General features: G+C 71.9%; 19 protein-coding genes and 2 pseudogenes. 8 read left to right on the forward strand and 13 right to left on the reverse strand.

Translation table 11 applies throughout. The features are described from left to right. Positions 1–7 precede the first annotated feature (7 nt). Positions 8–1,645 (forward strand): amidohydrolase, encoded by a 1,638-nt coding sequence (locus ACFWB8_RS02965; protein ID WP_385221575.1) that lies wholly within the window; start codon positions 8–10, stop codon positions 1,643–1,645. Here the strand turns inward: ACFWB8_RS02965 and ACFWB8_RS02970 are convergent. After that, positions 1,612–2,724 (reverse strand): LacI family DNA-binding transcriptional regulator, encoded by a 1,113-nt coding sequence (locus tag ACFWB8_RS02970; protein WP_385221578.1) that lies wholly within the window; start codon positions 2,722–2,724, stop codon positions 1,612–1,614. The two genes, ACFWB8_RS02965 and ACFWB8_RS02970, sit on opposite strands and share 34 nt — an antisense overlap. Positions 2,725–2,855: 131 nt before the next feature. Here ACFWB8_RS02970 and ACFWB8_RS02975 point away from each other — a divergent pair, with 131 nt between their 5' ends. The 7 genes and pseudogenes from ACFWB8_RS02975 to ACFWB8_RS03005 all read left to right on the forward strand — a co-directional run. Continuing rightward, entirely contained in the window at positions 2,856–4,487 is a 1,632-nt protein-coding gene (locus ACFWB8_RS02975; protein WP_385221581.1) for an ABC transporter substrate-binding protein, read from the forward strand. Continuing rightward, positions 4,484–5,437, forward strand: a complete 954-nt coding sequence (locus ACFWB8_RS02980; protein ID WP_385221653.1) for an ABC transporter permease — start codon at positions 4,484–4,486, stop codon at positions 5,435–5,437. Before ACFWB8_RS02975 ends, ACFWB8_RS02980 begins: the two co-directional genes overlap by 4 nt. Further along, positions 5,434–6,333, forward strand: coding sequence for an ABC transporter permease (locus ACFWB8_RS02985; RefSeq protein WP_385221584.1), 900 nt, complete (start codon positions 5,434–5,436; stop codon positions 6,331–6,333). Before ACFWB8_RS02980 ends, ACFWB8_RS02985 begins: the two co-directional genes overlap by 4 nt. Positions 6,334–6,338: 5 nt before the next feature. Next, complete coding sequence (locus ACFWB8_RS02990) at positions 6,339–7,334, forward strand: ABC transporter ATP-binding protein (RefSeq protein WP_385221656.1); 996 nt, start codon at positions 6,339–6,341, stop codon at positions 7,332–7,334. Then, entirely contained in the window at positions 7,301–8,143 is an 843-nt protein-coding gene (locus tag ACFWB8_RS02995; RefSeq protein ID WP_385221587.1) for an ABC transporter ATP-binding protein, read from the forward strand. Before ACFWB8_RS02990 ends, ACFWB8_RS02995 begins: the two co-directional genes overlap by 34 nt. A gap of 689 nt (positions 8,144–8,832) precedes the next feature. Further along, positions 8,833–9,468 carry a VOC family protein gene (locus ACFWB8_RS03000; protein WP_385221590.1) on the forward strand — a complete coding sequence of 212 codons (636 nt, stop codon included), beginning with the start codon at positions 8,833–8,835 and terminating at the stop codon, positions 9,466–9,468. 37 nt (positions 9,469–9,505) lie between these two features. Next, a pseudogene (locus tag ACFWB8_RS03005) lies at positions 9,506–9,727 on the forward strand (DNA-binding protein); the annotation flags it as partial. A 130-nt stretch (positions 9,728–9,857) separates the two neighbouring features. Here the strand turns inward: ACFWB8_RS03005 and ACFWB8_RS03010 are convergent. The 12 genes and pseudogenes from ACFWB8_RS03010 to ACFWB8_RS03065 form a co-directional block, all read right to left on the reverse strand. Then, a complete protein-coding gene (locus ACFWB8_RS03010; protein ID WP_385221592.1) occupies positions 9,858–10,571 on the reverse strand; it encodes an alpha/beta fold hydrolase in 714 nt (237 codons plus the stop codon). A 170-nt stretch (positions 10,572–10,741) separates the two neighbouring features. Continuing rightward, on the reverse strand, positions 10,742–11,542 hold the full coding sequence (locus tag ACFWB8_RS03015; RefSeq protein ID WP_385221595.1) for a helix-turn-helix domain-containing protein: 801 nt from the start codon (positions 11,540–11,542) through the stop codon (positions 10,742–10,744). A 149-nt stretch (positions 11,543–11,691) separates the two neighbouring features. Beyond that, positions 11,692–12,543, reverse strand: coding sequence for an alpha/beta fold hydrolase (locus tag ACFWB8_RS03020; protein ID WP_385221598.1), 852 nt, complete (start codon positions 12,541–12,543; stop codon positions 11,692–11,694). A gap of 139 nt (positions 12,544–12,682) precedes the next feature. Further along, positions 12,683–13,930, reverse strand: coding sequence for a PucR family transcriptional regulator (locus ACFWB8_RS03025; protein WP_385221600.1), 1,248 nt, complete (start codon positions 13,928–13,930; stop codon positions 12,683–12,685). A gap of 137 nt (positions 13,931–14,067) precedes the next feature. Then, entirely contained in the window at positions 14,068–16,941 is a 2,874-nt protein-coding gene (locus ACFWB8_RS03030; protein ID WP_385221603.1) for a LuxR C-terminal-related transcriptional regulator, read from the reverse strand. A gap of 60 nt (positions 16,942–17,001) precedes the next feature. Beyond that, positions 17,002–17,616, reverse strand: a complete 615-nt coding sequence (locus tag ACFWB8_RS03035; protein WP_385221606.1) for an FMN reductase — start codon at positions 17,614–17,616, stop codon at positions 17,002–17,004. Next, positions 17,613–18,698, reverse strand: a complete 1,086-nt coding sequence (locus ACFWB8_RS03040) for an LLM class flavin-dependent oxidoreductase (protein WP_385221609.1) — start codon at positions 18,696–18,698, stop codon at positions 17,613–17,615. Before ACFWB8_RS03040 ends, ACFWB8_RS03035 begins: the two co-directional genes overlap by 4 nt. 107 nt (positions 18,699–18,805) lie before the next feature. After that, positions 18,806–19,639 (reverse strand): annotated as a pseudogene (locus tag ACFWB8_RS03045) (alpha/beta fold hydrolase); the annotation flags it as partial. Positions 19,640–19,773: 134 nt separating this feature from the next. Continuing rightward, positions 19,774–22,542 (reverse strand): ATP-binding protein, encoded by a 2,769-nt coding sequence (locus ACFWB8_RS03050; protein ID WP_385221612.1) that lies wholly within the window; start codon positions 22,540–22,542, stop codon positions 19,774–19,776. Then, positions 22,539–23,426, reverse strand: a complete 888-nt coding sequence (locus ACFWB8_RS03055) for a carbohydrate ABC transporter permease (protein ID WP_385221615.1) — start codon at positions 23,424–23,426, stop codon at positions 22,539–22,541. Before ACFWB8_RS03055 ends, ACFWB8_RS03050 begins: the two co-directional genes overlap by 4 nt. After that, positions 23,423–24,388, reverse strand: a complete 966-nt coding sequence (locus ACFWB8_RS03060) for a carbohydrate ABC transporter permease (RefSeq protein WP_385221617.1) — start codon at positions 24,386–24,388, stop codon at positions 23,423–23,425. Before ACFWB8_RS03060 ends, ACFWB8_RS03055 begins: the two co-directional genes overlap by 4 nt. Continuing rightward, positions 24,388–25,719: an ABC transporter substrate-binding protein gene (locus tag ACFWB8_RS03065; protein WP_385221620.1), complete on the reverse strand. Its 1,332-nt coding sequence runs from the start codon at positions 25,717–25,719 to the stop codon at positions 24,388–24,390. The genes ACFWB8_RS03060 and ACFWB8_RS03065 overlap by 1 nt, the downstream gene beginning before the upstream one ends. Between the last annotated feature and the right edge of the window lie 47 nt (positions 25,720–25,766).

The following is a 25,766-nucleotide window of genomic DNA, read 5'->3' on the forward strand; positions in this document are numbered from 1 at the left end:
GCTCCGTATGGACAAGGCCGATCTGGTCTTCACCCGCGGCCCCGTCTTCACCGTCGATCCGGCCCGCACCCGGGCGACCTCGCTCGCCGTCGTCGGCGACCGGATCACGGCCGTCGGTCACGACGAGGTCCGGGAGCTCATCGGCCCCCGCACCGAGGTCGTCGACCTGACGGGCAAGCTGCTGATCCCGGGGTTCCAGGATGCCCACATCCACGCCGTCTACGGCGGTACGGAGCTGGCCGAATGCGATCTGACGGGGACGGTCGGCGTCGCCGAGTACCTGACCCGGATCCGGGCGTACGCGGACGCCCACCCGGACCACGCGTGGATCGCCGGCGGCGGCTGGTCGATGGAGAGCTTCGACGGAGGCCTGCCCACCCGACAGCTGCTGGACTCCGTGATCCCGGACCGGCCGGTGTTCCTCGTCAACCGGGACCACCACGGCGCCTGGGCCAACACCCGGGCGCTCGAGCTCGCCGGGATCACCGCCGAGACCCCCGATCCGGCCGACGGGCGGATCGAACGGGAGCCGGACGGCGGTCCCAGTGGAGTGCTCCAGGAGGGCGCCACCGCGCTGCTCTCCCGTCTCGCGCCCGCGGGCACCCCCGCCGACCGGCTGGCAGGCCTGCTGCGGGCCCAGGAACTGCTGCACTCGCTCGGCATCACCGGCTGGCAGGACGCGCTGCTCGGCGTGTTCGGCGGCAAGCCCGATCCGTCGGACGCCTACGTGAGCGCCGCCCGGGACGGGTCGCTCACCGCGCGGGTGACCGGCGCGCTCTGGTGGGACCGCGACCGCGGCGCCGAGCAGATCGAGGAACTGGTCGCACTGCGGGAGAAGCTGAGTCACGGCCGCTTCCGGGCCGGCTCCGTGAAGATCATGCAGGACGGGATCGCCGAGAACTTCACGGCCGCCATGACCGCCCCCTACCTGGACGGCTGCGGTTGCGCGACGGCCAACACCGGCCTCAGCTTCGTCGAGCCGATGGCCCTGCGCGGGTACGCCGCCGCACTCGACGCCCTCGGATTCCAGATCCACTTCCACGCCCTTGGCGACCGGGCCGTCCGCGAGGCCCTGGACGCGCTCGAAGCCGCCGTCGCCGCCAACGGACCGCGCGGCAACCGCCACCACCTCGCCCACCTCCAGGTCGTGCACCCCGACGACCTCCCCCGCTTCGCCCGGCTCGGCGCCATCGCCAACATCCAGCCGCTCTGGGCCGCGCACGAACCGCAGATGGACGAGCTGACCATCCCCTTCCTCGGTCCCGAGCGCGCCGCCTGGCAGTACCCCTTCGGCGATCTGCTGCGGGCCGGCGCCACCCTGGCCGCCGGGAGCGACTGGCCCGTCAGCAGCCCCGACCCCCTTGAGGGCATCCACGTCGCCGTCAACCGCAAGGATCCCGAGGCCGACGCCGACAACCGGGTCTTCCTGCCCGAACAGCGCCTCGACCTCGCGACCGCGCTGGCCGCCTACACGGCCGGCTCCGCCCATGTGAACGGCCTCGACGATGCGGGCAGCCTGCGCCCCGGCCACCTCGCCGACCTGGTTGTACTGGACCGCGACATCTTCGCCGCACCCCCGGAGGAGATCGCCGGGGCCCGGGTGGAGCGGACCTACGTCGGCGGCAGGCTCGTCCACTCCTCCTGAGGGGGCCGCGGCGCCCCGGAGCGCCGTACCGAGGAGGCCCGCACTTCCAGCCGAGTCGGCACGAGCACCCCGGCCGACTCCCGGCGGCCGTCCTCCAGGACCGCCACGAGGAGCTCGATGCCGGCCTCCGCGACCGCCTCGGGCCGCAGGCTCAACGTCGTCACCGGTGGTTCGGTGTGCTCCGCCGTCACGTCCTCGCTCACACAGACGAGGAGCAGATCGCCGGGCACCTCGTAGCCCTGGCGGCGCGCCGCCTCCAGGACGAGGGGCGGGCTCGCCTCCGCCATGACGAAGAGGGCGTCGGGGCGCACACGGCCCGGCCCCTCCCCGTCACCCGCCAGGGCGGTCTCGACCGCTCGTACGACCGGACCGTTGCCCCGGTCCGCCGCGATGACGATCCGCTCCGCCACACCGTGCGCGGCGCACCAGTCGCCGTAGGCGGCGAGCACCCCCGCATGGAACCGGGTGGCGCTGTCGGGCAGCACCAGTGCGGGCCGCCGGGCCCCTTGTTCCAGGAGGTGGTCCATGGCCGCGCACACGGCAGGCCCGGCCTCGACGTCCACCCAGTACGCGCCCGGCCGCCCCTCGACGGAGCGGTCGCTGAACACCGGGATCCGGGCGGCGAGCAGATCGTCGAGGACCGGGTCGTCGGTGACGGGGTCGGCGACGACCACCGCGTCGAGCGGCAGGCCGGCCCACTCGCTCTGCAGGGAGCCGGCGGGCAGCAGCACCACGGCGTAGCCGCGCTTCAGCGCGGTCGCGGCGGTGGCTCCGGTCAGCCTGGCGAAGTACGGAGATTCCAGGAAGGACCAGGGGGTGTCGGCGAGCTCCCCGACCATGTACCCGATCAGCCGGGCCCGCCCCGTGCGCAGCTGGCGCGCGGTGGCGTTGGGCCGGTAGCCCATGACGCGTGCGGTCTCGCGCGCTTTCTCCCGTACCTCGCCGGAGAGCCGTCCGGTGCCGTTGAGCGCCGCCGAGACGGTCGTCTTCGACAGTCCGGCCTCGCGGGCCACGTCGACGAGCCGGACGCGTGGGGCGGGCTGCGAGGGGGCCCCGTCATGCCGTGAAACATCGGTCATGGGGGTGATGCTGCCACCCTCGCGACCGCTGCAAAACCGTTCCCGCAAACTCTTGTGCGGGAACGTTCCCGCATCAATACTCGCTCCATCCCCCAGCGCCCGTCACTACACCCGTAAAGGGGTGGGTCTGCATGCGCACGCCCAGGTCCGTCACGCTTCTCGCCTGTACCGCCGCCCTCGCGGCCACCACCAGCGCCTGTTCCGGCGCCTCCACCCACCAGTCCGCCGACGGCGGCTACAGGGTCACCGCGACCTCGCCGCCCGCGCAGGGCTCCCTGGACTCCTTCACCTGGTCCCTGTACGCCGAGCCCTACACGCTCGACTACGCCCTCGCGTACGACTACCCGCCGAACACCGTGCTCGCCAACGTCTGCGATCAGCTCCTGCGGGTCACGCCCGACATGCAGATCGAGCCCGGTCTCGCCGTCAAGTACACGCAGCCCGACCCCCGGACGCTGGTCTACACCCTGCGGCCCGGGGTGAAGTTCCACGACGGGACGACGATGACCGCCGATGACGTGGTCGTCTCCCTGGGCCGCCACACGGACCCGGAGACCGGATCGCCCTGGGGCTCGGCGTTCAAGAACGTCACCGCCATCGAGAAGACCGGCCCCCTGGAGGTGACGATCCGGCTCTCCAAGCCGGACGTCCTCCTGAACGAACTCCTGGCCGCCTCCCCCGGCACCATCGAGAGCGCGGCCACCCTGGCCAAGGCCGGCAAGGACTACGGCACCCCCAAGGGCACGGTCAACTGCACCGGCCCGTTCGCCCTCGACCGGTGGACCCAGGGCGAGAGCATCACCCTCAAGAAGAACGCCGACTACTGGGACCGGTCGCTGACCCCCAAGTCCGACCAGGTGAAGTTCACCTTCATCGAGGACCCCGCCGCCCGGGCCAACGCCTTCCTCTCGGGCACGGCCGACGGCGGATACATGGTGCCCTCCGCCTCTCTCGCCCAGCTGCGCTCCGGCGGCAAGGGGAGCGTGCTGTTCGGCCCCAACACGGCCGCGTCGAACCTGGCCGTCCTCGACTTCCACGGCCCGCTCGGCGACCTCAAGGTCCGCAAGGCCCTGTCCATGGCCCTCGACCGGAAGAACATCGTCAAGGCCGCGGCCGGCGGCGTCGGCTTCCCCGCCAAGGCCCCCGCCGCGCGCGGCGCCTGGGCGCTGGCCCCGGAGAAGACCGCCTCGCTCTACGACTCCCTGTCCGAGCCGGTGTACGACGTCAAGGCCGCGAAGGAGCTCGTCCAGGAGGCGGGAGCGACCGGCCGCACGATCACCCTGGTCACCAGCACGCTCGCGCCCGAGATCAGCGTCGTCGCCAACGCCGTCCAGGCCGCGGGGCGCCAGATCGGCCTCGACGTCAAGCTCAAGGCCGTCGCCCCGGACGCGTACAGCAGCATCTTCGTCGACCCGAACGCACGCGCCGGCCTCGACCTGGTCATCACCAACGGATACGACAACACCCCCGACCCGCTGGAGTTCTACCAGTACCTGCGCACCGGGGACTTCGGGAACTACGGCAACTGGACGAACGCCGAGTACAACGCCGCCTTCGACCGGGCCAACGCGCAGCCCGATCCGGCCGAACGGGCGGAGCTGACCGCCGAGCTCCAGCGGATCGCACTGCGCGAACTGCCGGTCATCCCCGTGTACGAGGCGCCCTACTCGGTCTTCCTCGGCAATCGGGTGACCGGCGCACCGACCGGCATCGTGCAGCTGTACTACCCGTGGGCCGCGAAGATCGGGGCCGCGAAGCGATGACCCGCTACCTCGTCGGACGGCTCCTCGGCCTGGTGACGGTGCTGTTCGTGACCTCTCTCGTGGTCTTCGGCTCCATTCACCTGGCCCCCGGCGACCCGGTGTCGTTCCTGCTCCACGGCCGCCCCGCGACCCCCGAGGCCGTGGCGGCCCTGCGCGCCCAATACCACCTGAACGACCCGCTGCCCGTGCAGTACGCGAAGTGGCTCGGCGGCGTCCTGCGCGGCGACTTCGGCCGCTCCGCGCAGTTCCACCAGGACGTCACCGAGCTCATCGGCTCCCGGCTGCCCGGCACCGCCGTGCTCGTCGGCTACGCGGCCCTGCTGGTCGCCGTTCTCGGTGTGGCGGGCGGCATCCTCGCAGCGCTCCGCCCCGGTGTGCTGGACCGCGCGGTGCTCCTCGGCACCGGCGTGGCCACGGCGACCCCCTCGTTCGTCACCGCCATCGGACTCGTATCGCTCTTCTCCGTCCAGCTGGGCTGGTTCCCGGGGCCGGGCGGCACCCCCGTGGGCTTCTCTGACCGGCTGTACCACCTGACGCTGCCGGCCTTCGCCCTGGCGCTGACCTTCGCGGGGCTGCTCGCCCGGGTGACCCGCTCGGCGATGCTCGACGAGCTCGGCCGCGAACACGTCGAGGTGGCCCACGCCCGCGGTGTCGCACCGCGGACCGTGGTCCGCAAGCACGTACTGCGCAACGCCCTGGGCCCGGTCGTCACCGTCGGCGGCACGATGCTCGCCGGACTGCTCATCAGCACCTCGATCGTCGAGACCGCCTTCGACGTGCCCGGCCTCGGGTCCCTGCTCGTGCAGTCGGTGACCGCCAAGGACTTCGCCGTCGTGCAGGCGATCACGCTGCTCAGCGTGGCGGCCTTCGTCCTGGTGAACCTCGCCGTCGACCTGCTCGCACCCCTCATCGACCCCCGGCTGTCCCTCCACGGGGAAGGCTCCTCATGACCCTCACCACGCCCTCCGCCGCCTCCGCGGCCGGCGCGGCGCCGACGCCGCTGCGCCGCCGGCCCGGCCTGCGCTTCCTGCGCCGGCTCGGCCAGGGGCCGATGTTCACGGCCTCGGTCGCGGTGCTCGCCGTGCTCGTCCTGGTCGCCGCCCTCGCCCCCGTCCTCTCCCCGTACGACCCCGAGGTCCTCGACCTCTCCTCGCCGCTGGCCGGAACCACCGGCGAGCACCTGCTCGGCACTGACCAGTCCGGGCGGGACGTCCTGTCCCGGCTGATCCACGGCGCCCGCACCGGCCTGCTCGGGCCGCTGCTCGTCGTCGGGGTCTCCACCCTCCTCGGCACCCTGCTCGGCGTCGTGGCGGCCTGGCGCGGCGGCTGGGCGGACTCGGTCCTGTCCCGCTCGATGGACATGGCCTTCGCGATCCCCGGTCTGCTGCTCGCGATCCTGCTCGTGTCCGTCGTCGGCTCCGGCATGACCGCACCCGTGATCGCCATGGCGGTGGCCTACACCCCGTACGTGGGACGGCTGGTGCGCGGCATCGCGCGCCAGGAGAAGGCCCGCCCGTACATCGAGTCCTACCGGGTGCAGGGCTTCTCCGGCTGGAACGTCTGCCTGCGCCACCTGCTGCCGAACATCGCCCCGACCGTCTTCGCCCAGTCCGCGATGAACTTCGGGTACGCGCTGATGGACCTGGCGGCGCTCTCCTTCCTCGGCTTCGGCGTGCAACCGCCGACCGCCGACTGGGGAGCCATGATCAACGAAGGCCAGTCGGCCGTCCAGCAGGGGGCGATGCTGCCCGCCCTGGCCCCCTCGGCGTGCATCGTGCTCGCCGTGGTGGCGTTCGGCATCGTCGGCGAGGGACTCGCCGACCGGATCGCGAGGCGTGAACGGTGAACACCATGACCGAGGAGAAGACCCCGGCCGGCGGCCCGCCCGTCCTGGAGATCGACGGGCTCGGCATCCGCCTGCCGGACGACCGGGCGGCCCGCCCGATCCTGGACGGGGTCAGCCTGCGGGTGCTGCCCGGCGAGACGGTCGGCCTGGTCGGCGAGTCCGGCTCCGGCAAGTCGGTGGCCTGCCGCAGCGTTCTCGGGCTGCTGCCCGCTGGCGCCCGCACCAGCGGACAGGTCCGGGTCGCCGGCCGGGACGTCCTCGCCATGAACCGCACCGAGCGGACCGCGCTGCGGGCCCGGCAGGTCGCGATGGTCTTCCAGGACCCGCGGGCCTCCATCAACCCCCTGCGCCGGGTAGGCGATTTCCTCACCGAGGGACTGCGCGCCGCCGGAACCCCCGCCGCCGCGGCCACCGCCCGGGCCGAGGAACTCCTGGGCGCGGTCGGCATCCGCGACCCGCGGGGCGCCCTGCGCCGCCGTCCGCACGAGTTCTCCGGCGGCATGCTCCAGCGAGTGGTCATCGCCGCGGCGCTCGCGTCCGAACCCGCCCTGCTCGTGGCCGACGAGCCGACCACGGCCCTGGACGTCACGACCCAGGCGGAGATCATCGCGATCCTCACCCGGCTGCGGGCCGAGCGCGGCACGGGCCTGCTCTTCGTCACCCACGACCTCGAACTGGCCTCCGCGATCTGCGACCGCGTGTACGTGATGTACGCGGGCCGGATCGTCGAGACGCGGGGCACGGACGAACTGTTCGAACGGCCCCGCCATCCGTACACGGCGGGGCTGCTCGCCTGCACCCCGCGCATCGAACGGGGCTCACCGGCCCCCCGGCCGATCCCCGGCCGCCCCGTCTCTCTCTCCGAGGCGCCGCCCGGCTGCGCCTTCGCCGCGCGCTGCGCCCACGCGCTGCCGCGCTGCTCCGAGGAGACACCCGCACTTGCGCGGTACGGCGACGGGCTCGCCGCATGCCACCGCGCCGACGAAGGGATCACGCTGTGACCACCGCCCCGCAGGGACTCGTCGTCGAGGGACTGTGCAAGCGGTACGGGAACCACGCCGCCGTCGACGACGTGTCGTTCACCCTGGCGCCGGGCGCCTCCCTCGCCCTCGTCGGGGAGTCCGGCAGCGGCAAGACCACGACGGTGCGCATGCTCGTCGGCCTGGAGCGCTTGGACGCCGGCACCGTACGCCTCGGCGGCCGGGACCGTTCGGCGCGGGTCCGCACCCGAGCCGAACGCCTCTCCCGGGCCCGGGAGATCCAGATGGTCTTCCAGGACCCGTACCTCTCGCTGGACCCTCGGATCACGGCAGCCGGATGCGTGGACGAGGTCCTGAGGCTCCACACCCGGCTGGACACCACCGCCCGCCGGGCCCGGGTCGCCGAGCTCCTGGAGCAGGTCGGCCTCGGCGAGCGCGAGGCCTCGGCGCTGCCTCGGCGTCTCTCCGGCGGACAGCGCCAGCGCGTGGCCATCGCGCGCGCCCTCGCGGTGGAGCCCAGCGTCCTCGTCCTCGACGAGGCGGTCGCGGCGCTCGACGTCTCCATCCAGGCGCAGATCCTCGAACTGCTCTCCACGATCCGTCGCGAGGCGGGCATCGGCTATCTCTTCGTCACCCACGACTTGGCGGTGGTCCGGCACATCGCGGACGAGGTGCTGGTGCTCAAGTCGGGGAGGGTCGTGGAATCGGGCCCGACCGGCCACGTGCTGGACGCACCGCAGCACCCCTACACGCGCCTGCTGCTCGACTCCGTCCCCCGGCGCGGCTGGGATCCGGCCGCCTCTGTGGCGGGGCCCCGAACGCTCGACTGACCGGCACCGGGCCGCCGTCGACGGCATCGGCGACAGGGCTGAGGCTCTTCACGTCGCCCGGGAGCACGGTTCCGGTCAGCCGCAATCCTCCATCAGAAGCAGCCTCTGCTGGGGGGAATCCGGGGAGAATGCGCAGCCCAACCTGGCAGAACGCTCCCCCAGGCCGTGGCGGCCCTCCCGTGCCGTAGACCGCCTTCGGCGGCGCGCGCCTGCGGAGGGTAACGGAAACGGGTGGCACAGCGTCTGCTGCGCCACCCGTTCATCACGCCGTTTCCAGGTCTGCTTTCGGCCGCTCGCCGGCCGCTAGGCCGATTCCTTCGGATCATCTCTCTGGCCAAGGGGCTTCCAGGACTCGACCGTAGAGGGTGCCCTTCTTCGCTCAAGGACACCATCGGGGAGCCTCGTCATCAGGCGTGTCCGGACTCGCGAAGTGGAAAGGAACAGAGAGCTGAGCAGTGGTGCTGCACGGCGGATCGAAATCCTGTGGCAGCAGCGCTCGCCCCGCAGCGGCTGATCGAGCGGGTCGTGGGCCTCGACGAGGCGGCAGCGCTGCGCCTGGCTTCGACCGGGCCTCCCCCGCCGGGATGACGGTGATCGATCCGCTCCACGGCTGAATCCACGGCGGACGCGGCCGGGGGCGGCGGGCGTGGCGTCGGGATTTGTGCGGGTTGTCGGGTGATGATGGCGCAGTGCGACTTGATCACGTGTCCTATGCGGTGGCCCGCGACAGCTTCGTCTCGACCGTCCAGTGGATCGGATCGGCCCTCGGCGCCGGGTTCGTCGACGGGGGCGTGCACCCGCGATTCGGCACCCGCAATTTCATTCTCCCGCTGAGCGGCGGCACCTACGTCGAGGTCGTCACCACACTCGACCACCCCGCCGCCGACCGCGCACCCTTCGGCCAGGCGGTCGCGCGCCGCGCCGCCGAGGGCGGCGGCTGGCTCGGTTGGGTGGTCTCCGTCGACGACATCGCCCCGGTCGAGGCCCGCCTCGGCCGCACCTCGGCCGAGGGCCACCGTGTCCGCCCCGACGGGTTCGACCTGAGGTGGAAGCAGATCGGCCTGCTGGAACTGCTGGAGGACCCGCAACTGCCCTACTTCCTTCAGTGGTCGGTCCCCACCGAGGAGCGCCCGAGCGCCGACCCGCGCACCTCCACCACCATCCACGGGGTCTCCATCGCCGGCGACGCCGCCTCCATCGCCGAATTCCTCGGCGAACCGGCCGACCACCCCCTCGACCAGATCGACGTCACCTGGGTCGAGGATGAGGAACCGGGCCTGGTCTCGGTCGAGTTCGCCACCGCCCACGGCCCGGTCACGATCTGACCAGGGCCCGACTGCCCCGCGGGAGCAGCCGGCTGGGGTCTCCCGGCTAGCGGTCGAACCGGTCACCCAGGCCGTCGCCCAGTCAGCCGCCGCCCTGCTGCGCACAGCCGGACCGCACGGCCACAAGTACGCCATCGACGCGATGCTCTGCGCCACAGCCCTGGCTCGGCCGGGCCGCGTCACGATCCTGACGTCCGGTGGAGAAGACATCGGACTGCTCACCGCCTCGCGCAGCCGTGTGGCCATCGAGAAGGTCTGATCCACACCCTCACTTCAGACGCTCCACGGCCAGGTGGGCAGGTCCTCCGTTTCGGTCCGGTCCCGGCCCGAGCGCGAGGTGGCACCCCGACTGGCCCGGTCCCGCTCCTGTCATCGCGGAGGTCGGTCGGTCAGCTCGTCGCCCGTACCGCGTCCCTGATCAGGTCCGCGACCCGTGTGGGCTCGGAGAGGACGACGGCGTGGGAGGCGTCCGGAAGTTCGACGACGACGGCGCCGGCCCGTGCGGCGCCGAAGCGCTGGACCTCGGGGCTGATCGTGCGGTCCGCCCCGGCCACCAGGGCCCAGGACGGTTTGGTCCGCCACGCCGCCGCGGACGCGGTCTCGGTGAAGGCGGCCGTGGCGAGCGGGCGTTGGGCCGCTGCCAGGATGCCGGCGACGTCCTCGGGCACGTCCGCCGCGAACACGGAGGGAAAGGCGCTCTCCTCGATGGTGACCTCGACCCCGGAGTCGCCGTCGAGGAGCGGGTAGGTCCACTCCTTCAGGCTGCCCGTCAGCGGGGACTCGGGGAAGCTCCCTTGGAGCTGGCCGAGGCTCTCGCCCTCGTGGGGCACGTAGGCGGCCACGTAGACGAGCCCCACGACGTTCTCCGCGGCGCCGGCCACGGTGATCAGCGCACCGCCGTACGAGTGGCCGACGAGTACGGCCGGGCCGTCGACCTGGGCCAGGACGGAGGCGAGGTAGGCGGCGTCCGACGTCAGGCCCCGCAGCGGGTTCGACGGAGCGATCACCGGGATACCGCTGCTCCGCAGTTCCGAGATGACGCCTATCCAGCCTGTCGCGTCGGCGAAGGCACCGTGCACGAGGACGACGGTGGGGTTGGTCATGCGAGTTCTCTTCTCGGTGTCGGGCCACGTGCGGGGCGTCGTCACGACGGTCAGGGCGCGGCCCGGAATTCGGCAAGAGGTCCGTGCGACGGTTACTCACGGTAGGACCGTGGGAGCGGTACCTCTGGTACGTGCGCGCATCCGCGCTGACACGACGGCGCACACGCGTCTCAGCGGCTTCGCTCGTCCTGGGCGCCGGCAGTCGTCGTCGCGAAGGCCGAGGTCGCCCGCGCCTGCCATTCGCTGGGGCTCATTCCGTAGGCCCCGCGGAACGTGCGGCTGAAGTGCGAGGGGCTGCTGAAGCCCCAGCGGTGTGCCACCGCGGCCATGGTGATCCTCCGGTTGGAGCGGCCCAGTTCGAGCCGGCAGAACTCGAGCCTGCGCCGCCGCACCCATTGGCTCACCGTGGCGCCGTCGTTCTGGAAGAGCTTCTGCAGGTACCGGACGGAGATGTGGTGGGCGCGTGCGATCGACTCCGGTGAGAGGTCCGGGTCCATCAGATGCTCTTCGATGTAGCCGTGGATACGGGACAGCATCTCGTTGACGGCCCCGGACGCGTCGTCGGCCTCGTCCGTCGTGTCCGCTTCGAGGAGCTCCATGACCAGGACGGAGAGGAGGTGTACGGCCGTCCGGGCACGACGGTCCCCGATCGTGGACCGTCGGAACTCCGCCGTGGCGGCGAGCGCGGTCAGGAAGTCGGACGCCAGCGCCCCGATCCCCTCCCCGCCGCGTACGGGTACGCCGAGCACTTGGTCCAGTTCCGACTCCGTGACGCCCAGATAGCACCGGGGCACCCGGAAGAAGATCATCTGGCAGTCTTCTCCGAACTGCAGCAGATGCCGTCGGGCCGGGTCGCAGAAGACCAGGTCGTTCGGCTCCAACAGGGTCTTGGCGCGCTCGTGGACGACGGTAACGGGCCCACGGACATGGACGCCGAGGTAGACGTGCGTCCGGTCGTTCGTCTTCGGCATCTCGGAAAGCATCTGGACCAGCCACCCCGAGCGGGAGGAGGGCGGGGTCGGATCGGGCGCTTGCCGGGGCTCCCGTTGGGGCGCACGTGCCATCAGTGTGAGGGTCATGGGGATTCCTAGCCGTAGGTGCGTGCGAGCGGAGGGCGGATTCACGCCCCGTTCGCCGGCTCCTCGGCCAGGAACTTCTCCACCACGGCATTGAAGGCCGGCGGGTTCTCCAGGAAGGGGAAGTGCGAGCTCGCCACGTCGGAGGCGAAGACGTGCAGGCGTGCGCCGGGAATCCGCTCGGCGACGAAGCGCTGCGAATCGGGGTGCACATGGCTTCCCTCACAGCCGATCACCAGGGTCGGCACATCGATCCGGGGAAGCACGTCGCGCCAGTCCTGCGCGCAGTGGTCGAACAGCAGCGGTACGCCCGCGTGGGCGGGTGTCGACCGGATCTCCTCGCCGACGAAGGCCAGCACCTCGGGGTCCGGCTCGCCGGAGAACATGCCGCGCACGAAGTCGGCGCGGACCGTGTCGCCCTCCGGCCCCGCGAGGGCCGCACCCAGGTACAACAGCCCCGACACATCGAAGATGGCACCGGAGTCCCGCTGTTCCCGCTCGGTCATCCAGGGCACGGCGGCGACCGCCGCGGGCTGGTCGACGGCGACGAAGCGCCGGATCCGTCCGGTCCCGTACTGGTCGATGAAGCTCCACCACACCGAGACACCCATGGACCAGCCCAGTGCGTCGAAACGGTCAAGACCGAGATGGTCGACGAGTTCGAGCACATCGCGGGAGAGCCGGGCGATGCGGTAGCCGTGACGCGGCTTGCCGGACTTCCCATGGCCGCGGAGGTCGACGGTGACGACGCGACGGCCGGGCGCCAACCCCTCGATCTGGTGGCGGAACATCGCCTGCGTCTGCCCCCAGCCGTGCAGCATCACCAGCGGGACGCCCTCGCCGCCGGTGTCCTGGTACGCGAGCCGCGCGCCGTCCGTCGTGATCAGTTCCTTCATGACCTCTCCCCCTGGTCAGAGGCGGTACATCGTTCCCGCCCGTTCCGAACATCATCGAATGGGGCCCGCCGCCCGCACCACCGCGAGCTGTAGGAATCGGGCCGTGGATCCTCCTCGCTTTGTCGAAGCGAGTCCGTGGTCAGACGGCCCCGTCGCCGCCCGGGGCGAGGAGTTCCTCGATCCTGAGGCCGAGGTGCAGAGTGAGCCGGTGGGCGCCGTTGTCGAGGTCGAGTCCGGTGATCTCCTGAATCTGGCGCAGGCGGTAGTAGAGCGAGGTGCGGTGGATTCCCAGCGCGTCCGCGGTCCGGGGAATCGATCCCGCGTGTTCGAGGAAGCAGCGCAGGGTGTCCCGCAGGCGGTCGCCGCCATGAGTGTCACTCAGGGTATGGAGCGGCTTCGGGACCAAAGACGCGTTCAGGGCGTGCTCGGGGAGCTGGAGCAGCACCGCGAGCTCCCCTAGCAGCTCCCAGTCACTGGCGCTCTTCAGGGTGGGCAGTCGGCGTGCCGCGCGTGCCGCCACGAGCGCCTGCTCGTACGACGTCCATGCGTCGTCCAGGCTGGGGTGCCGGCCGCCGACGCCGATCACGGGGTCTGCCGACGGGCCCAGGAAGGTGCGGAGTTCGTCCAGGATGCGAGCGGACTGTGCGGTGACCTCGTCCTGGCCGGGTGGGCGGTCGCGCAGCTGGAGCAGTGTCGCCCGTTCCTTGCCGATCGCGATGAGGCCCTGGGCCGAACGCGTCTGCCGGAACCCCTCCAGCGCCCCCCACAGGGCCGCCTCGGACTGCCGCACGAGCTCGGTCGCGCAGCTCAGCTGCACGACGGTGACCAGGACGTGCTCGGCCGCTCCGAGCAGTCCGAGTTCCTTGCCTCGCCGCCGTGCGGTGGTACGGGCGGCGACGTCGGTGCCGAGGAGTTCGAGGACGAGGTGCCGCTCGTCGGCCTTCCGGGTGTCGGTGGCGATGTGCTCTCCGTGCATCTGGGCGGCCATGGCGTCCGCGGCCCGGGCGATGGCACGTGTCTCGTGCTCTGCGAGCGTCTTCTCGGGCACGACCACCAGGAGCAGTCCGAAAAGATGCCCGCGCTCGCGCAGGGGCACGACGTAACGGGGCAGCAGTCCGAGATCGTCACGGCCATCGATGAATCCGGCCCGGGACCACTGGGTCACGCCCTGGGCGAGGACGTAGCGGATGGTCGCGTTGTCGGCGCGGCCCTGCAACAGGGTGCCGATGCGGACCGGGTCCTCGTCGCCGAAGTGGCGGCTCGTGCAGACCATGCGGACCAGCGGGTCGTCGACGGCGACGGACCGGCCGAGCCGCTCCGCGAGCTCGTCGACGAGCGCCTGGAGCTCGGGGCTGCCGGGGCGGGCTCGCTGGAGCCTTGCGGTCATGCGCTGTTCCTCTCTCGACCAACGGTTCCCCGCGGATTTCTCCCTTCCGCGGCTATTGATCATTCTGAGGAAGCGACGACGTCGGCACATCACACGAATCGTCCATTGCCATGACGCCCACGGGGGATACGAAGCGACTACTCTCCGCTGTCGCGATGCTTCACCAGCCGGGTCAGCTCCACGCGCGAGGTGATGTCCAGCTTGGTGAAGGCCCGGCGCAGGTGCGAACTCACCGTGTGCGGCGAGAGGGAGAGGTGCTCGGCCACCTGTTGGTTGGTCAGCCCACGGGCCACGAGCCGTACCACCCGTATCTCCGCGGCCGTCAGCTCGGGCCATGCACCGGAGAGTCCGGCCGTCGAGGGCCGGCGGCGGACACCAGCGGCCCGCAGGCGCCGGCGGACGCGTGCGACGTCCCGCTCGGCGCCCGCTCGCGCGTAGAGCGCGAGGGCCGTGTCGAAGTACGGCACCGCTTCGGACTTGCGGGTGGCCGCCAGCTTGCGTCCGGCGTCCTCCAGTGCCGACGCCCGGGCCAACGGCCGAGGGCAGTCCTCGTACAGCCGGACGGCACGTACGAGAGGGGCGAGGTCGTTGTCGAGGAGCCCCCGGGCGTGCACGGCGGCGGCGGCGAGGAACGTGAGGTCGGGGTTGAGCACGGCTAGTCGCTCGGCCAGGGCCACTGCCTGCGCGGCACGTTCGTGCGCGCCGGCACGCAGCGCCAGGCGGACGAGGACCGGGGCGTCGGCGGGGTCGACCAAGCCGGCGTAGGCCGGCCGGTCCGCGGCGGGCGACGTCATCACCTCGTCGAGTTCGGCCATGGCACGGTCGGGCCGGCCTTCGAAGTCGGCCATCAGTGCCAGCATCCAGGAGCCGAACTGCCGGACGACGGGTGCGCCGTCGCTCCGCATGCGCCTCGCCTCCGCCGCGTACGCTCGTGCGGTCTGCTGGTCGTTGGTGTGGAGGGCGACGCGCATCATCACGTACCGGAGCGTGACGTCGGCGAGGTTGCCCGGGCCGAGATCGTCGGTCGTCGCGGACGCGGCTTCGGCGTCGGCCCGGGCGTCCGTCAGCCGTCCGGCCTCCAGAAGGATGCGGGAGCGGGTCATGAGCCACATACGGGTGGCCGCCGTCCGGCCCTGCTCCCTGGTGATCCGGATGCCGTCCTCCGCGGCGGCGAGCGCCTCCGCGGAACGTCCGGTGGTGTTCGACAGGAGAGCGTGCCACAAGGCCTCCGGAACCCACAGCGAGGTGCTGACGCCCAGGGCGTCGGCCAGCGCGGCGGCCCGCTCGGCCTGCCGGAACGCCTGGGTCAAGTCCATGCGGTGGAAACTCACGGCCGAGCGGACCGTCGTCAACGTGGCCTCGGCGGAGCGGTCCCCCGCTGCCGCTGCGGTCTCCCACGCCTCCGCGGCGACCTGCTCGGCCGCCGAGTGCTCGCCCGCCATCGACAGGCCGACAGCGAGCATGGCGAGCAGCCGCCCCCTCACGTCCACGGGGATCCCGGGCAGTGCCGCCCCGGCGCGGGCCTGCCGGACCGCCTCGGAGAAGTCGAACGGTACGGCGAGGCGTGCCAGGGCAAGGCGTATGCGCGCCTCGTCCTCAGGTCCGAGACCGCCGGTCGCCAGGGCGGAGGCTCCCAGCTCACGTGCCTGGGCGGCCCGGCCCGTCTGCCAGAGCAGCGGGATCGTCTCGGCGATGACCCGCGGCCGCTCCGGAGCGTCCGCCGTGGTCAGTTCCAGGGCCTTGAGGCTGCGTTCCGCGGCGGGTCCGGGGGCGGTGGCCGCGAGTTCCGCCGCGGCGGTGCGCAGCCGGTCGGCCTCCGCCACGTCTCCCGGCCCCGCTCTCCCGGCCTCCGCCGCATCTGCCGGTGCTCTCCCGGCCGACGGCCCGGGACGCTCGACGGGGGAGGCCGCGCTCCCCGGCGGCAGCTCGGCGGCTTGACCACGCAGGGCTTGACGCAGGGGCAGGGGGAGGCCGGCTTCCACCGCCTCGCGGATCAGGTCGTGGCGGAAGGCGAGGCGATCGCCGCTTTCGGTGAGCAGATCGGCGTCGAGGGATTCCCGTACCGCTGTGATGAGCGCCGCCGAGGGCCTGCCGAGCAGTTCGGCCAGCAGCGCGACGGTGACCGGGCCCCCCACGGCGGCCGCCGTCTGCACCAGCTCCCGTGCCTCGTCGGACAGCTGGTCGAGGCGGCGCACGACAGAGGGGAGTTCCCGTGGGGCGGGGGGTCCGGCCGACAGCCTGGCCGTGCCGTTCTCGATCGTCACTGCCTCCCGCAGCGAGCCGAGCAGCTCGACCAGCAGCTGCGGGACTCCTTCGGCGCGGCGGGCGACGCGCAGGACGTCCGGGTCGGGAGCGGCGCCGAGGACGTCCTCGGTGATCCGTGTGGTCGCCTGGTCGTCCAGCGCTCCCAGCGCCAGCTCGTGTGCGCCTGCCTGCCGGATCCGGTCCAGGGTCGTGCGCACTCCCGACGGCACGCTGCCGCCGCGCACGGCGACCAGCCACAGGATGGCGTGCGACGAGAGTCCGGCCGCGAGGGTGTTGAAGGTGAGAAGGGTCAGGTCGTCGCACCACTGGAGGTCGTCGAGGACGACGAGCAGGGGGCCGTTTCGAGCCGTCTCCCGCAGGCGGTCCCCCAGTTCCTGGAGCAGCCAGAAGCGCTGGCCGGGTGTCGTGGCGAGGTCCCTGAGACGGACGGCGCCCGACAGCGGTTCCTCGCCGGAGAGCAGACCGTCGAGGAGCGGGCCGAGCGGCACGAACTGTTCGTCGGGGTCCGCCGCTCCCTCGAACACCCTCGTCCCCCGCCGCCTCGCGGATGCCGCGGCCTCCGCGAGGATCCTGGACCTGCCGATGCCGACGAAGCCTTCGACGCGGATGATCCCGCCTTCACCCCGGTCGAGCGCGTCGAGCCGCGCCTCGATGAACGCCAGTTCGGCGTCCCTGCCGCGGAGGGGCGTCCGTACACCCTCGGGTTCCTCGGGCACGGTCCTTGTCGTCACTCGGTTCACGCTCATACGGCGGAACAGTATGAACCATGTGAACCGCCCCGCCGTCGCCCGGCCCGGGTGCCCGTCTCAGTCGAAGCGCAGGTCGGCGAGTTGCCGTTCGAGGACGGTGACGTCGTCCTCGGGCTCTTCACCGACCGGGCGCGCCGCCATGAGGACGGCGAGCTCGACGCCCGCCCGGCGGACGCGGCCGGGCAGGCCGTCGGTGTACTCGTCTCCCCCCGAGCCCCAGTCCTCGGAGGCCGCGAACACGGCGGTGGGGACGACGACGGCGCGGAGATGGGCGAAGAGCGGGCGCACGGCGTGCTCAAGGACCAGGGAGTGGCGGGCGGTACCGCCCGTCGCCGCGATCAGGACCGGCTTCCGGGAGAGGGCGTCCGGATCGATCACGTCGAAGAAGGACTTGAAGAGACCGCTGTAGGAAGCCGCGAACACGGGCGTCACCACGATCAGGCCGTCAGCCGCCGTCACCGCGTCGATCGCGGCGCTCAGTCGCGGCGGCGGAAAGCCGGTCACGAGGTGGTTGGCGATGTCGCCGGCCAGTTCCCGCAGCTCCACGACCTCGGTCGACGGCGCCTGCCCCCGGGCGGCGAGTTCGTCGCGGGCCGCCTCGGCCAGCCGGTCCGCGAGCAGGCGGGTGGAGGAGGGGGTGCTCAGCCCCGCGGAGACGACGATCAGCTTCATGCGGCGGACACCTCCCGGACGGCTCGGAGGGACGCGTGCGTGGGGGCTTCCGGCACGTCGGCCGGACGCCCCTTGGCGAATTCCCTCCGCAGCACGGGCACGACCTCTTCGCCGAGGATGTCGAGCTGTTCAAGGACGGTCTTCAGGGGCAGGCCCGCGTGGTCCATCAGGAACAGCTGGCGCTGGTAGTCGCCGACGGCCTCCCTGAACGACAGGGTCCGCTCGATGACCTGCTGGGGAGAGCCCACCGTCAGCGGGGTCTGCTCGGTGAAGTCCTCGAGCGAGGGGCCGTGGCCGTACACCGGCGCGTTGTCGAAGTAGGGCCGGAACTCCCGTACGGCGTCCTGGGAGTTCTTGCGCATGAAGACCTGTCCGCCCAGGCCGACGACGGCGTCCTCCGGCCGGCCGTGGCCGTGGTGCGCGAACCGGCGCCGGTAGAGCTGCACCATGCGCCTGGTGTGGTCGGCCGGCCAGAAGATGTTGTTGTGGAAGAAGCCGTCGCCGTAGAAGGCGGCCTGCTCCGCGATCTCGGGGGACCTGATGGAGCCGTGCCAGACGAAGGGCGGGACGCCGTCCAGGGGCCGCGGTGTCGAGGTGAAGGCCTGGAGCGGTGTCCGGAAGGTGCCCTCCCAGTCCACGACGTCCTCGCGCCACAGCCGGCGCAGCAGCGCGTAGTTCTCCTTGGCGAGGTTGATGCCCTGCCGGATGTCCTGGCCGAACCACGGGTAGACCGGACCGGTGTTGCCGCGCCCCAGCATGAGGTCGACCCGGCCGTCGGCCAGGTGCTGGAGCATCGCGTAGTCCTCGGCGATCTTCACCGGGTCGTTCGTGGTGATCAGCGTCGTCGACGTGGACAGGATCAGCTTCTCGGTGCGGGCGGCGATGTAGCCGAGCATGGTGGTCGGCGACGACGGTACGAACGGCGGGTTGTGGTGCTCGCCGGTCGCGAAGACGTCCAGGCCGACCTCCTCGGCCTTGAGCGCGATGGCGACCATCGCCTTGATGCGCTCGCGTTCGGTCGGAGTGCGGCCGTCGGTGGGGTCGGGGGTCACGTCCCCGACGGTGAAGATGCCGAACTGCATGGGGTGTCTGCTCTCCTGAGCTCGTCCGGTTCCCGCGCCGGGGAACCGGGGGCCGGGGTGTCGCCGGGGGGGCCGGCGGGACCCCGCGGGGGAACGGGGGGGGGGCACTTCGCCAGGAAGGCGAGGAGGGCGGTGTTGACCTCCTCGGCGTGGGTCCACAGCAGACCGTGCGGGGCTCCCTCGATCTCGACGTAGTCGGCCGACGGGAGCGCCTTGTGGAACGGGCGCGCCGTGCCCTCGGCCGGCAGGATGCGGTCGGCGGTGCCGTGCAGGATCAGGGCCGGCACGTCGACGGCGGGGATGTCGGCGCGGAAGTCGGTGTACCAGGTCGCCGGCGCGGCGGACGCGGCGAAGGAACCGCCGCGGGCCGCAGTGTTCCAGCTGTTGCGGACGGCCTCCTCGCTGATGCGGGTGCCCAGGTTCTCGTCGAGGTTGTAGAAGTCGTTGAAGAAGGCCGTGTAGTAGGCGTAGCGGTCGGCCTCGACGGCGGCGACGACGCCGTCGAAGAACTCCTTCGGGGCGACGCCGTCCGGGTTGTCGTCGCTCTTGAGCAGGCAGGGCTCGAGCGAGGCCAGGAAGGCGACCTTGGCGACCCGGCCGGAGCCGTACGTGGACACGTAGCGGGCGACCTCGCCGGTGCCCATGGAGAAACCGGCCAGGACGGCGTCCTTCAGGTCGAGGGTCTCCATCACGGTGTTCAGGTCGGCCGCGAAGGTGTCGTAGTCGTAGCCGACGGTCGGCTGCGAGGACCGCCCGAAACCGCGGCGGTCGTACGTGATCACGCGGTAGCCGGCGTCGAGCAGCGCGGCGCTCTGGCGCTCCCAGGAGTGGCCGTCGAGCGGGAAGCCGTGGATGAGGACGACGGGCTGCCCGGCACCCCGGTCCTCGAAGTACAGCTCGATGGGGTTGGTGTTCTCCTGGCCCACGGTGATGTACGGCATGGGGATGCTTCCTCGGTTCAGGTCGGCTGGTCCGCGCGTCGAAGCGGCGCGGTATGCCCGTCACGCTAGGACCGGTCCCGCACCTCCTGTTGCCGTACCGCGCACCACACCTTGCACGGAGGCGCAGAGGTCACTCAGCCGCCGGTGGCTGTTCCGGCGTCGCCCTCCGCGAGCACGACCCGGGCCAGGTGGACCCTCGAGCGCACCGAGAGCTTGCGGAAGATCGACGCCAGATGGGTGTTGACCGTGTGCGGGGAGACGACGAGGGCCTGTGCGGCCGACCGGTTGGTGTGGCCCGCGGCGATCAGCCGGGCCACCTTGCGTTCCGAGGCCGTGAGCGCTTCCCAGCCCTGGCCGGGGCGTAGCCGGAGGCCTCCGGTGCGCCGGCCGGAGCGGCTGGTGGCCCGTTCCAGATCGGCCCGGACCCGGTCGGCCTCGGCATCGGCCCCCACCTGGGCGTAGATGGCGTGGGCCCTGGTCAGGGAGGGTGTCGCGGCGGGGTCGCCTGCTGTGAGGAGCGCGCGCCCGAGGTCGGCGGATGCGGCGGCGAGGGGCAGCGGCCGGGGGCCGGTGAGGAGGAGGCGGACCGACCGCTCCAGGAGTCCGTGGTCGGCGTTCGCCAGGGCGGACGCGTGGGCGGCCGCCCCCTGGGCGGTCGGCACGCCGGGGTTGCGGGTGGCGTGTTCGACGGCCTGGGCCGCGAGGTCCCCGGCCAGGTTCCGGTCCCCGCCGCGCAGGGCGATCCGCACGGCCTGGACGACATGGGGGCGCAGGAGCCGCCATCGGAGGAAGGGATGGTCACGCTGCACGGATCGGACCAGTTCGGCCGCTGCCGCGTGGTCGCCGTCGGCGTCGGCGACGACGGCCTCGAAGTACTGGTGCGTGGCGTGGTTGCCCGTGTTCGGCCGCTCGGCCACGGTCGCCCGCACGACGTCCAGGTGTTCCCGCGCGGCTTCGCGGTCGCCGCGCAGCATCGCGAGGAGGCCGCGGCTGACGCGGATGTTGACCAGGTTGCCGGGCACGTGGAGGTCCGCTTCGAGCCGCTCGGCGGTGACGAGGTCGGCGTCCGCGTCGTCGAGCCGGCCGAGCCCCATGTTCAGGGTTCCCTGGGCCCAGATCAGCATGGCGGGGCGCAGGGGAGCGTCGCCCGCCGTACGGAGCAGTCGCCGTACGGTGTCGAAGTCGTCCATGTGGATCCGGGCGACGGCCTCCTCGGGCAGGAAGGCCGTGTCGAACACGCTCAGCGCCGTGTGGTGTTCGACGGCGGCGGCGCAGTCGCCCGCGTTGAGGGCGATCTCGCCGAGGCCCCACAGCGCGAGGACACGGGCCTCCCGGTCACCGGACCGCTCCGCCTCGGCGAGCGCCCGTTCGCCGGTCTCGCGAGCGGCCCCGAGGTCGCGCCCGCGGGACCGGGCGAGGGCCTGCCGGGCGGTGAGCCGGGCGCGGATCGTCGGGTCGGTGACGGCTGCCAGTGCTGCCGTCGAGCGGCGGGTCAGCTCGTGGACGTCGTCGAGGTGCCACAGCGCGTCGCCGAGTACGGACTGCAGACGGGCGAAGACGTCCAGGGGCGGCTGCCGGGCGAGCAGCGTGTCGCCGGTATCCCGTGCCTGGGTGTACCGGCCCGCGCGGGTCAGCGCGACGATGGCCCGTTCTCCCACGTCGAACACCATGGGCGCATGGGGCGGTACGAGTTCCAGGGCGCGTACGGCCAGGTCGGCGGCGAGGTCGGGCATCACGGCGATCACGTCCGTGGCGGCCGTGCCGAGCAGCCCGATCGCCTCCTGGTCGCCGGGTTCGGCGCTCTTCAGCAGATGCGGGACCGCGTCGGTGGAGCTCCGGCCCGCCGCGACGAGCCGGCTCGCGGCCTCCCGGTGCAGCGCCCGGCGTACGGAGGGGGCGAGATCGGCGTACACCGCCTGGCGGAGCAGGTCGTGGCGGAACAGGAGGCGTTCGCCGTCGTCGTGGAGGAGGGCGGCGGCGATCGCCTCGTCCACTTCGGCGCTGAGTCCGGAGGCGGCCCGGCCGCACAGGGCGGCGGCGTCCGCGAGCGAGAACGCGCGGCCGAGGATCGAGCCGATCCGCAGGAAGTGGAGGGTGTCCGGCCGGAGGTCGGCCAGCCGGTCGCGCACACCGAGGACCAGCCGCTCCGGCGGCTCCGGCGCGTCCGCGCCCGACGCCGCGATCCCCGTGAGCATCTCGGCCGCGAGGAAGGGGTTGCCTCCCGCCCCGTCGAGGAGTTCCGCGACCTTCGTCGGCACGTCCCCGCCGAGGACGTCCCGTCCCAGCTCGGCCAGGGCCGTGTCGGACAGCGGCCGGAGGGGGAGGGTCGTCGTCCGCGGCCCCTGCCCGTACAGTTCCGGGTCGTTCCTGCCCGTGAGCAGCCAGAGGACCGGGGAACTGAGCAGCCGTGCCGGCATCACACTCAGGGCGAACCGGCTCAGCGGGTCGGCCCATTGGACGTCGTCGACCGCGATCAGTACGGGCGTGCCCGCCGAGCGTTCCTCGATCAGCTGGGCCAGTCGTTCGACGAGCCAGATGCGCTGGTCGTGATGGCCCGCGAGGTCTGCGAAGTCCGTGCTGGACAGCAGCGGCGGGTCACCGTGCAGGAGGCCGGAGGCCAGTGAGGCGAGCGGTGCCAGCTCGTGCAGTTCCTCGGCGCGTCCATGGCTGACGACGAACCCGTGAGCCCGCGCGATCGAGACGGTCTCCTGCAGCAGTACGGTCTTCCCGATCCCGGGCTCGCCCAGGAGCAGCGCGATCGCTCCTCCCTCGCCGTCGTGCACCGCCTCGACCAGGGCGCGCAGCCGCTCCAGCTCGGCTTCGCGGCCCCGCAGCCCGGGCCGGCTCAGCCCCGCGCTCCCGGGCACCGCCGTGCCTTCTCCCCCGGGCCGCTCGGGGCTCATCCCTTGACCGATCCGGCGAGCAGTCCCCGCGCGAAGTGCCGCCGGAGGGAGAAGAAGACGAGCAGCGGGACGAACGCCGCCACGAAGGCTCCTGCGGTGAGCCGCTGCCACTCGTTGCCGTACGTCCCGGCCAGGCTCGCCAGTCTGACCGTCATAGGCGCGGTCTCGGCCGCTGCGCCCAACATCGTCAGTGCCACGAGGAGGTCGTTCCACACCCAGATGAACTGGATGATGGCGAAGGTGACCAGGGCCGGGCGGGCCAGGGGCAGCACGATCCGCAGCAGCAGCGTCCCGTGCGACGCGCCGTCGACGCGGGCGGCCTCGATCAGGTCCCGGGGCAGCCCTGCCAGGAAGTTGTGCAGGAGGAACACCGCGAACGGCAGCGCGAAGACCGTGTGGGCGAACCAGACCTGGCCGAAACGCGCGGGACCGGTGAGGTTCCACGCGGGCAGGAACAGCCAGCCCTGGGAGAACAGCTTCAGAAGGGGGACGAGCGCCATCTGGAGCGGCACGACCTGGAGCGCGAAGATGCCGACGACGAGCGCGTCCCGCCCCCTGAAGTCGATCCACGCCAGGGCGTACGCCGCGAAGAACGCCAGCACGAGCGGGAACAGCACCGAGGGAAGGGTGATGACGACGGAATTGACGAAGTACTCCGCGAGCCGCCCCGACCCGTTCCCGCCGCCGGACAGCACCTCGCCGTAGTTGTCGAGCGTGAGGTGCGGCGTACCGAACACGGTCCACCAGCCCGTCGTCTTGATCTCCTCCTCGGGACGGAACGAGGAGAGCAGCAGACCGAGGGTCGGTGTCGTCCAGAGGACCGCGATCACCACGGCGATCGACGTGAAGGCGCGGGAGGCCAGACGCTCCCGGACGCCGTTCACGCTGTCCTCCGCTGTGCCCGGACCTGGTGGGCGACGAATGGGGTGACGAGGACGAAGAGGAGCACGGCGAGCGCCGCGCCGCGGCCCGTCTCGCCGTAGCGGAAGGCCTGGTCGTGCATCTCGTGGGCGATGACGCCCGTGTCGAACTGTCCGCCGGTCATGGTCTTGACGATGTCGAAGGCCTTGAAGGTGCCGATCGCCAGGGCGAGGACCACGACGAGCAGCGTGGGCCTGATCGACGGCATGGTGATCCGCCAGAAGATCTGCCGGGGGGACGCGCCGTCGAGCCGGGCCGCCTCGGTCAGCTCTCCGGGAACGGCCCTGATCGCGCCGGCCAGCAGGACAGCCGCGAAGCCCGCCTGTGTCCACACCATCACCACGATGAGGAACAGGACGTTCCAGGGAGAGTCCACGAGCCACTGCCTCGGCTCGCCGCCGAACGCGACGACGAGCTGGTTCAGCAGCCCGATCTGCCCGGCCTCCGCGGGACGGTAGGCGTAGACGAACTTCCAGACGACACCCGCGCCGACGAAGGAGATCGCCATCGGCATCAGGACGAGGGACAGCGCGAACGCTCTGAACCGCGACCGTACGACGGCCGCCGCGTAGAGCAGACCGACCGAGGCTGCCAGCAACGGCACGAGCACCACCCATGCCAGGGTGTTGCGCGACGCCACCAGCGCCCGGGGGTCGGTGGCCATCCACACGTAGTTGTCGAAGCCGACCCACGCGTCTCCCCCGCTGTCGGTGAACGACAGGACCAGGGTGCGCAGACCGGGCAGGAGAAGACCGACCGTGAGCAGCAGCAGCGCGGGGGCCAGCAGGATCAGGGCCGCGGCCCTCCTCCGTACCGGCCCCCGGTGCAGCGCCAGCAGGATCAGGGAGACCACCGCCGCGAAGGCGGCGACGCCCTGGAGCAGGTACAGCAGCTTGGGCTGCTGGGCGACGGCGTCGAACGGCATCAGTGGCTCGGCCAGGACCGTTCGATGGAGTCGGCGACCTGCCGGGTGCTCGCGCCGCCGATCCAGTCGACGGCTCCCTTCCAGAACGTCCCGGCGCCGACCGACGCGGGCATCAGGTCCGAACCGTCGAACCTGAACTGTGTCCTGGGGTCCTGGAGCAGCTGGATCGAGAGCCTGTCGACCGGGGTCGCGGCGTTCGCCGGATCCACGCCCCGGTTCGCCGAGACGAACGGGCCCCTCTTCATACGCGCGTTCGTGAAGTCCACGGAGGCCAGATACTCCTGGAACGCCCGCACTTCGGGACGGTCGGCGAACGCCGCGGTGAACACCCCACCGCCCAGTACGGGGCGGCCGGCCGGGTCGGCCCCCGGCAGGAGGAAGGCGTAGACGTCCTTGTCCGGTCCGATCTCGGTGCCCTTCGGCCACATGTCGGCATAGAACGAGGCCTGGCGGTGCATCGCGCAGTCGCCGGAGAGAATCGGCGTGCCGGCCTCCTGGAAGGAGATCGACGCCATCGAACGGGCCGGACCGAAACCGCCGTTGGCGTACCGGTCGTTCTTGAGGATGGACCCCACGGTGTCCATGGCCTTGATCACCCGCGGGTCGTTGAACGGGATCTTGTGGGCGACCCACTGGTCGTAGACGTCCGTGCCCTGCTGACGCAGCAGGACGTCCTCGATCCAGTCCGTCACGGGCCAGCCGGTCGCCTCGGCGGACGCGATGCCCGCGCACCACGGCTTGACGCCCGACGCCGCGGCCTTCTCCGTCACGGCCATCAGCTCGGACCACGTGCGGGGAACGCTCAGTCCCCTGTCGCGGAAGAACTTCGGCGAGTACCAGACGAACGACTTCACGTTCGCGACCAGCGGCGTGCCGTAGAGGGTGCCGTTCACGGTCGCGTAGCTGTTCCAGTCGGCCGACCAGCCCTGCTGCGCGAGGGCCACGACCCCGGCGCTCGCGGGCTTGAGCTTCCCCGCCCGCGCAAAGCGTGCCAGGAGCCCGGGCTGAGGGAAGAACGCCACATCCGGCGCACTCCCGCCGTCGACCCGGAGCTGGATCTGGGCCTCGAACTCCCCGTCCCCCTCGTACTGGACGTCGATTCCCGTGCAGTCCGCGAAGTCCGCCCAGGTCTCTTCGAACAGGTCGGCTTCCCGGTCCCGGTTCTCCGCGTAGACGGTGACCTTGGTGCCGGGGTGCCTGCCGTACCTGGCGTACGGCCCACAGTCCACTGCGGTGTGCGACTGCGAACCACTGTCCTGCGGAACGCCGCAGGCGGTGGTAAGGGCGGCGAGGGCGATGACGGCGAGCGCGAGCCTCGCGCCGAACCTCATGGGTGTGTCTTCTCCGATCACCCGCCGAAGGGTCCTCGGGGGCGATC

Source organism: Streptomyces sp. NPDC060031, from assembly GCF_042736805.1.
Classification (GTDB): Bacteria; Actinomycetota; Actinomycetes; order Streptomycetales; family Streptomycetaceae; genus Streptomyces.

Excerpts from the sequence above, each read along its gene's own strand:
- ACFWB8_RS03020 (WP_385221598.1), bottom strand. The coding sequence starts at position 12,543 with ATGAAGGAACTGATCACGACGGACGGCGCGCGGCTCGCGTACCAGGAC.
- ACFWB8_RS03035 (WP_385221606.1), bottom strand. The coding sequence starts at position 17,616 with ATGAAGCTGATCGTCGTCTCCGCGGGGCTGAGCACCCCCTCCTCCACC.
- ACFWB8_RS02980 (WP_385221653.1), top strand. The coding sequence starts at position 4,484 with ATGACCCGCTACCTCGTCGGACGGCTCCTCGGCCTGGTGACGGTGCTG.
- ACFWB8_RS03015 (WP_385221595.1), bottom strand. The coding sequence starts at position 11,542 with ATGCCGAAGACGAACGACCGGACGCACGTCTACCTCGGCGTCCATGTC.
- ACFWB8_RS02970 (WP_385221578.1), bottom strand. The coding sequence starts at position 2,724 with ATGACCGATGTTTCACGGCATGACGGGGCCCCCTCGCAGCCCGCCCCA.
- ACFWB8_RS02990 (WP_385221656.1), top strand. The coding sequence starts at position 6,339 with ATGACCGAGGAGAAGACCCCGGCCGGCGGCCCGCCCGTCCTGGAGATC.
- ACFWB8_RS03025 (WP_385221600.1), bottom strand. The coding sequence starts at position 13,930 with ATGACCGCAAGGCTCCAGCGAGCCCGCCCCGGCAGCCCCGAGCTCCAG.
- ACFWB8_RS03010 (WP_385221592.1), bottom strand. The coding sequence starts at position 10,571 with ATGACCAACCCCACCGTCGTCCTCGTGCACGGTGCCTTCGCCGACGCG.
- ACFWB8_RS03040 (WP_385221609.1), bottom strand. The coding sequence starts at position 18,698 with ATGCAGTTCGGCATCTTCACCGTCGGGGACGTGACCCCCGACCCCACC.
- ACFWB8_RS03060 (WP_385221617.1), bottom strand. The coding sequence starts at position 24,388 with ATGCCGTTCGACGCCGTCGCCCAGCAGCCCAAGCTGCTGTACCTGCTC.
- ACFWB8_RS02985 (WP_385221584.1), top strand. The coding sequence starts at position 5,434 with ATGACCCTCACCACGCCCTCCGCCGCCTCCGCGGCCGGCGCGGCGCCG.
- ACFWB8_RS02975 (WP_385221581.1), top strand. The coding sequence starts at position 2,856 with ATGCGCACGCCCAGGTCCGTCACGCTTCTCGCCTGTACCGCCGCCCTC.
- ACFWB8_RS03030 (WP_385221603.1), bottom strand. The coding sequence starts at position 16,941 with ATGAGCGTGAACCGAGTGACGACAAGGACCGTGCCCGAGGAACCCGAG.
- ACFWB8_RS03050 (WP_385221612.1), bottom strand. The coding sequence starts at position 22,542 with ATGAGCCCCGAGCGGCCCGGGGGAGAAGGCACGGCGGTGCCCGGGAGC.
- ACFWB8_RS02995 (WP_385221587.1), top strand. The coding sequence starts at position 7,301 with ATGCCACCGCGCCGACGAAGGGATCACGCTGTGACCACCGCCCCGCAG.
- ACFWB8_RS03065 (WP_385221620.1), bottom strand. The coding sequence starts at position 25,719 with ATGAGGTTCGGCGCGAGGCTCGCGCTCGCCGTCATCGCCCTCGCCGCC.
- ACFWB8_RS02965 (WP_385221575.1), top strand. The coding sequence starts at position 8 with ATGGACAAGGCCGATCTGGTCTTCACCCGCGGCCCCGTCTTCACCGTC.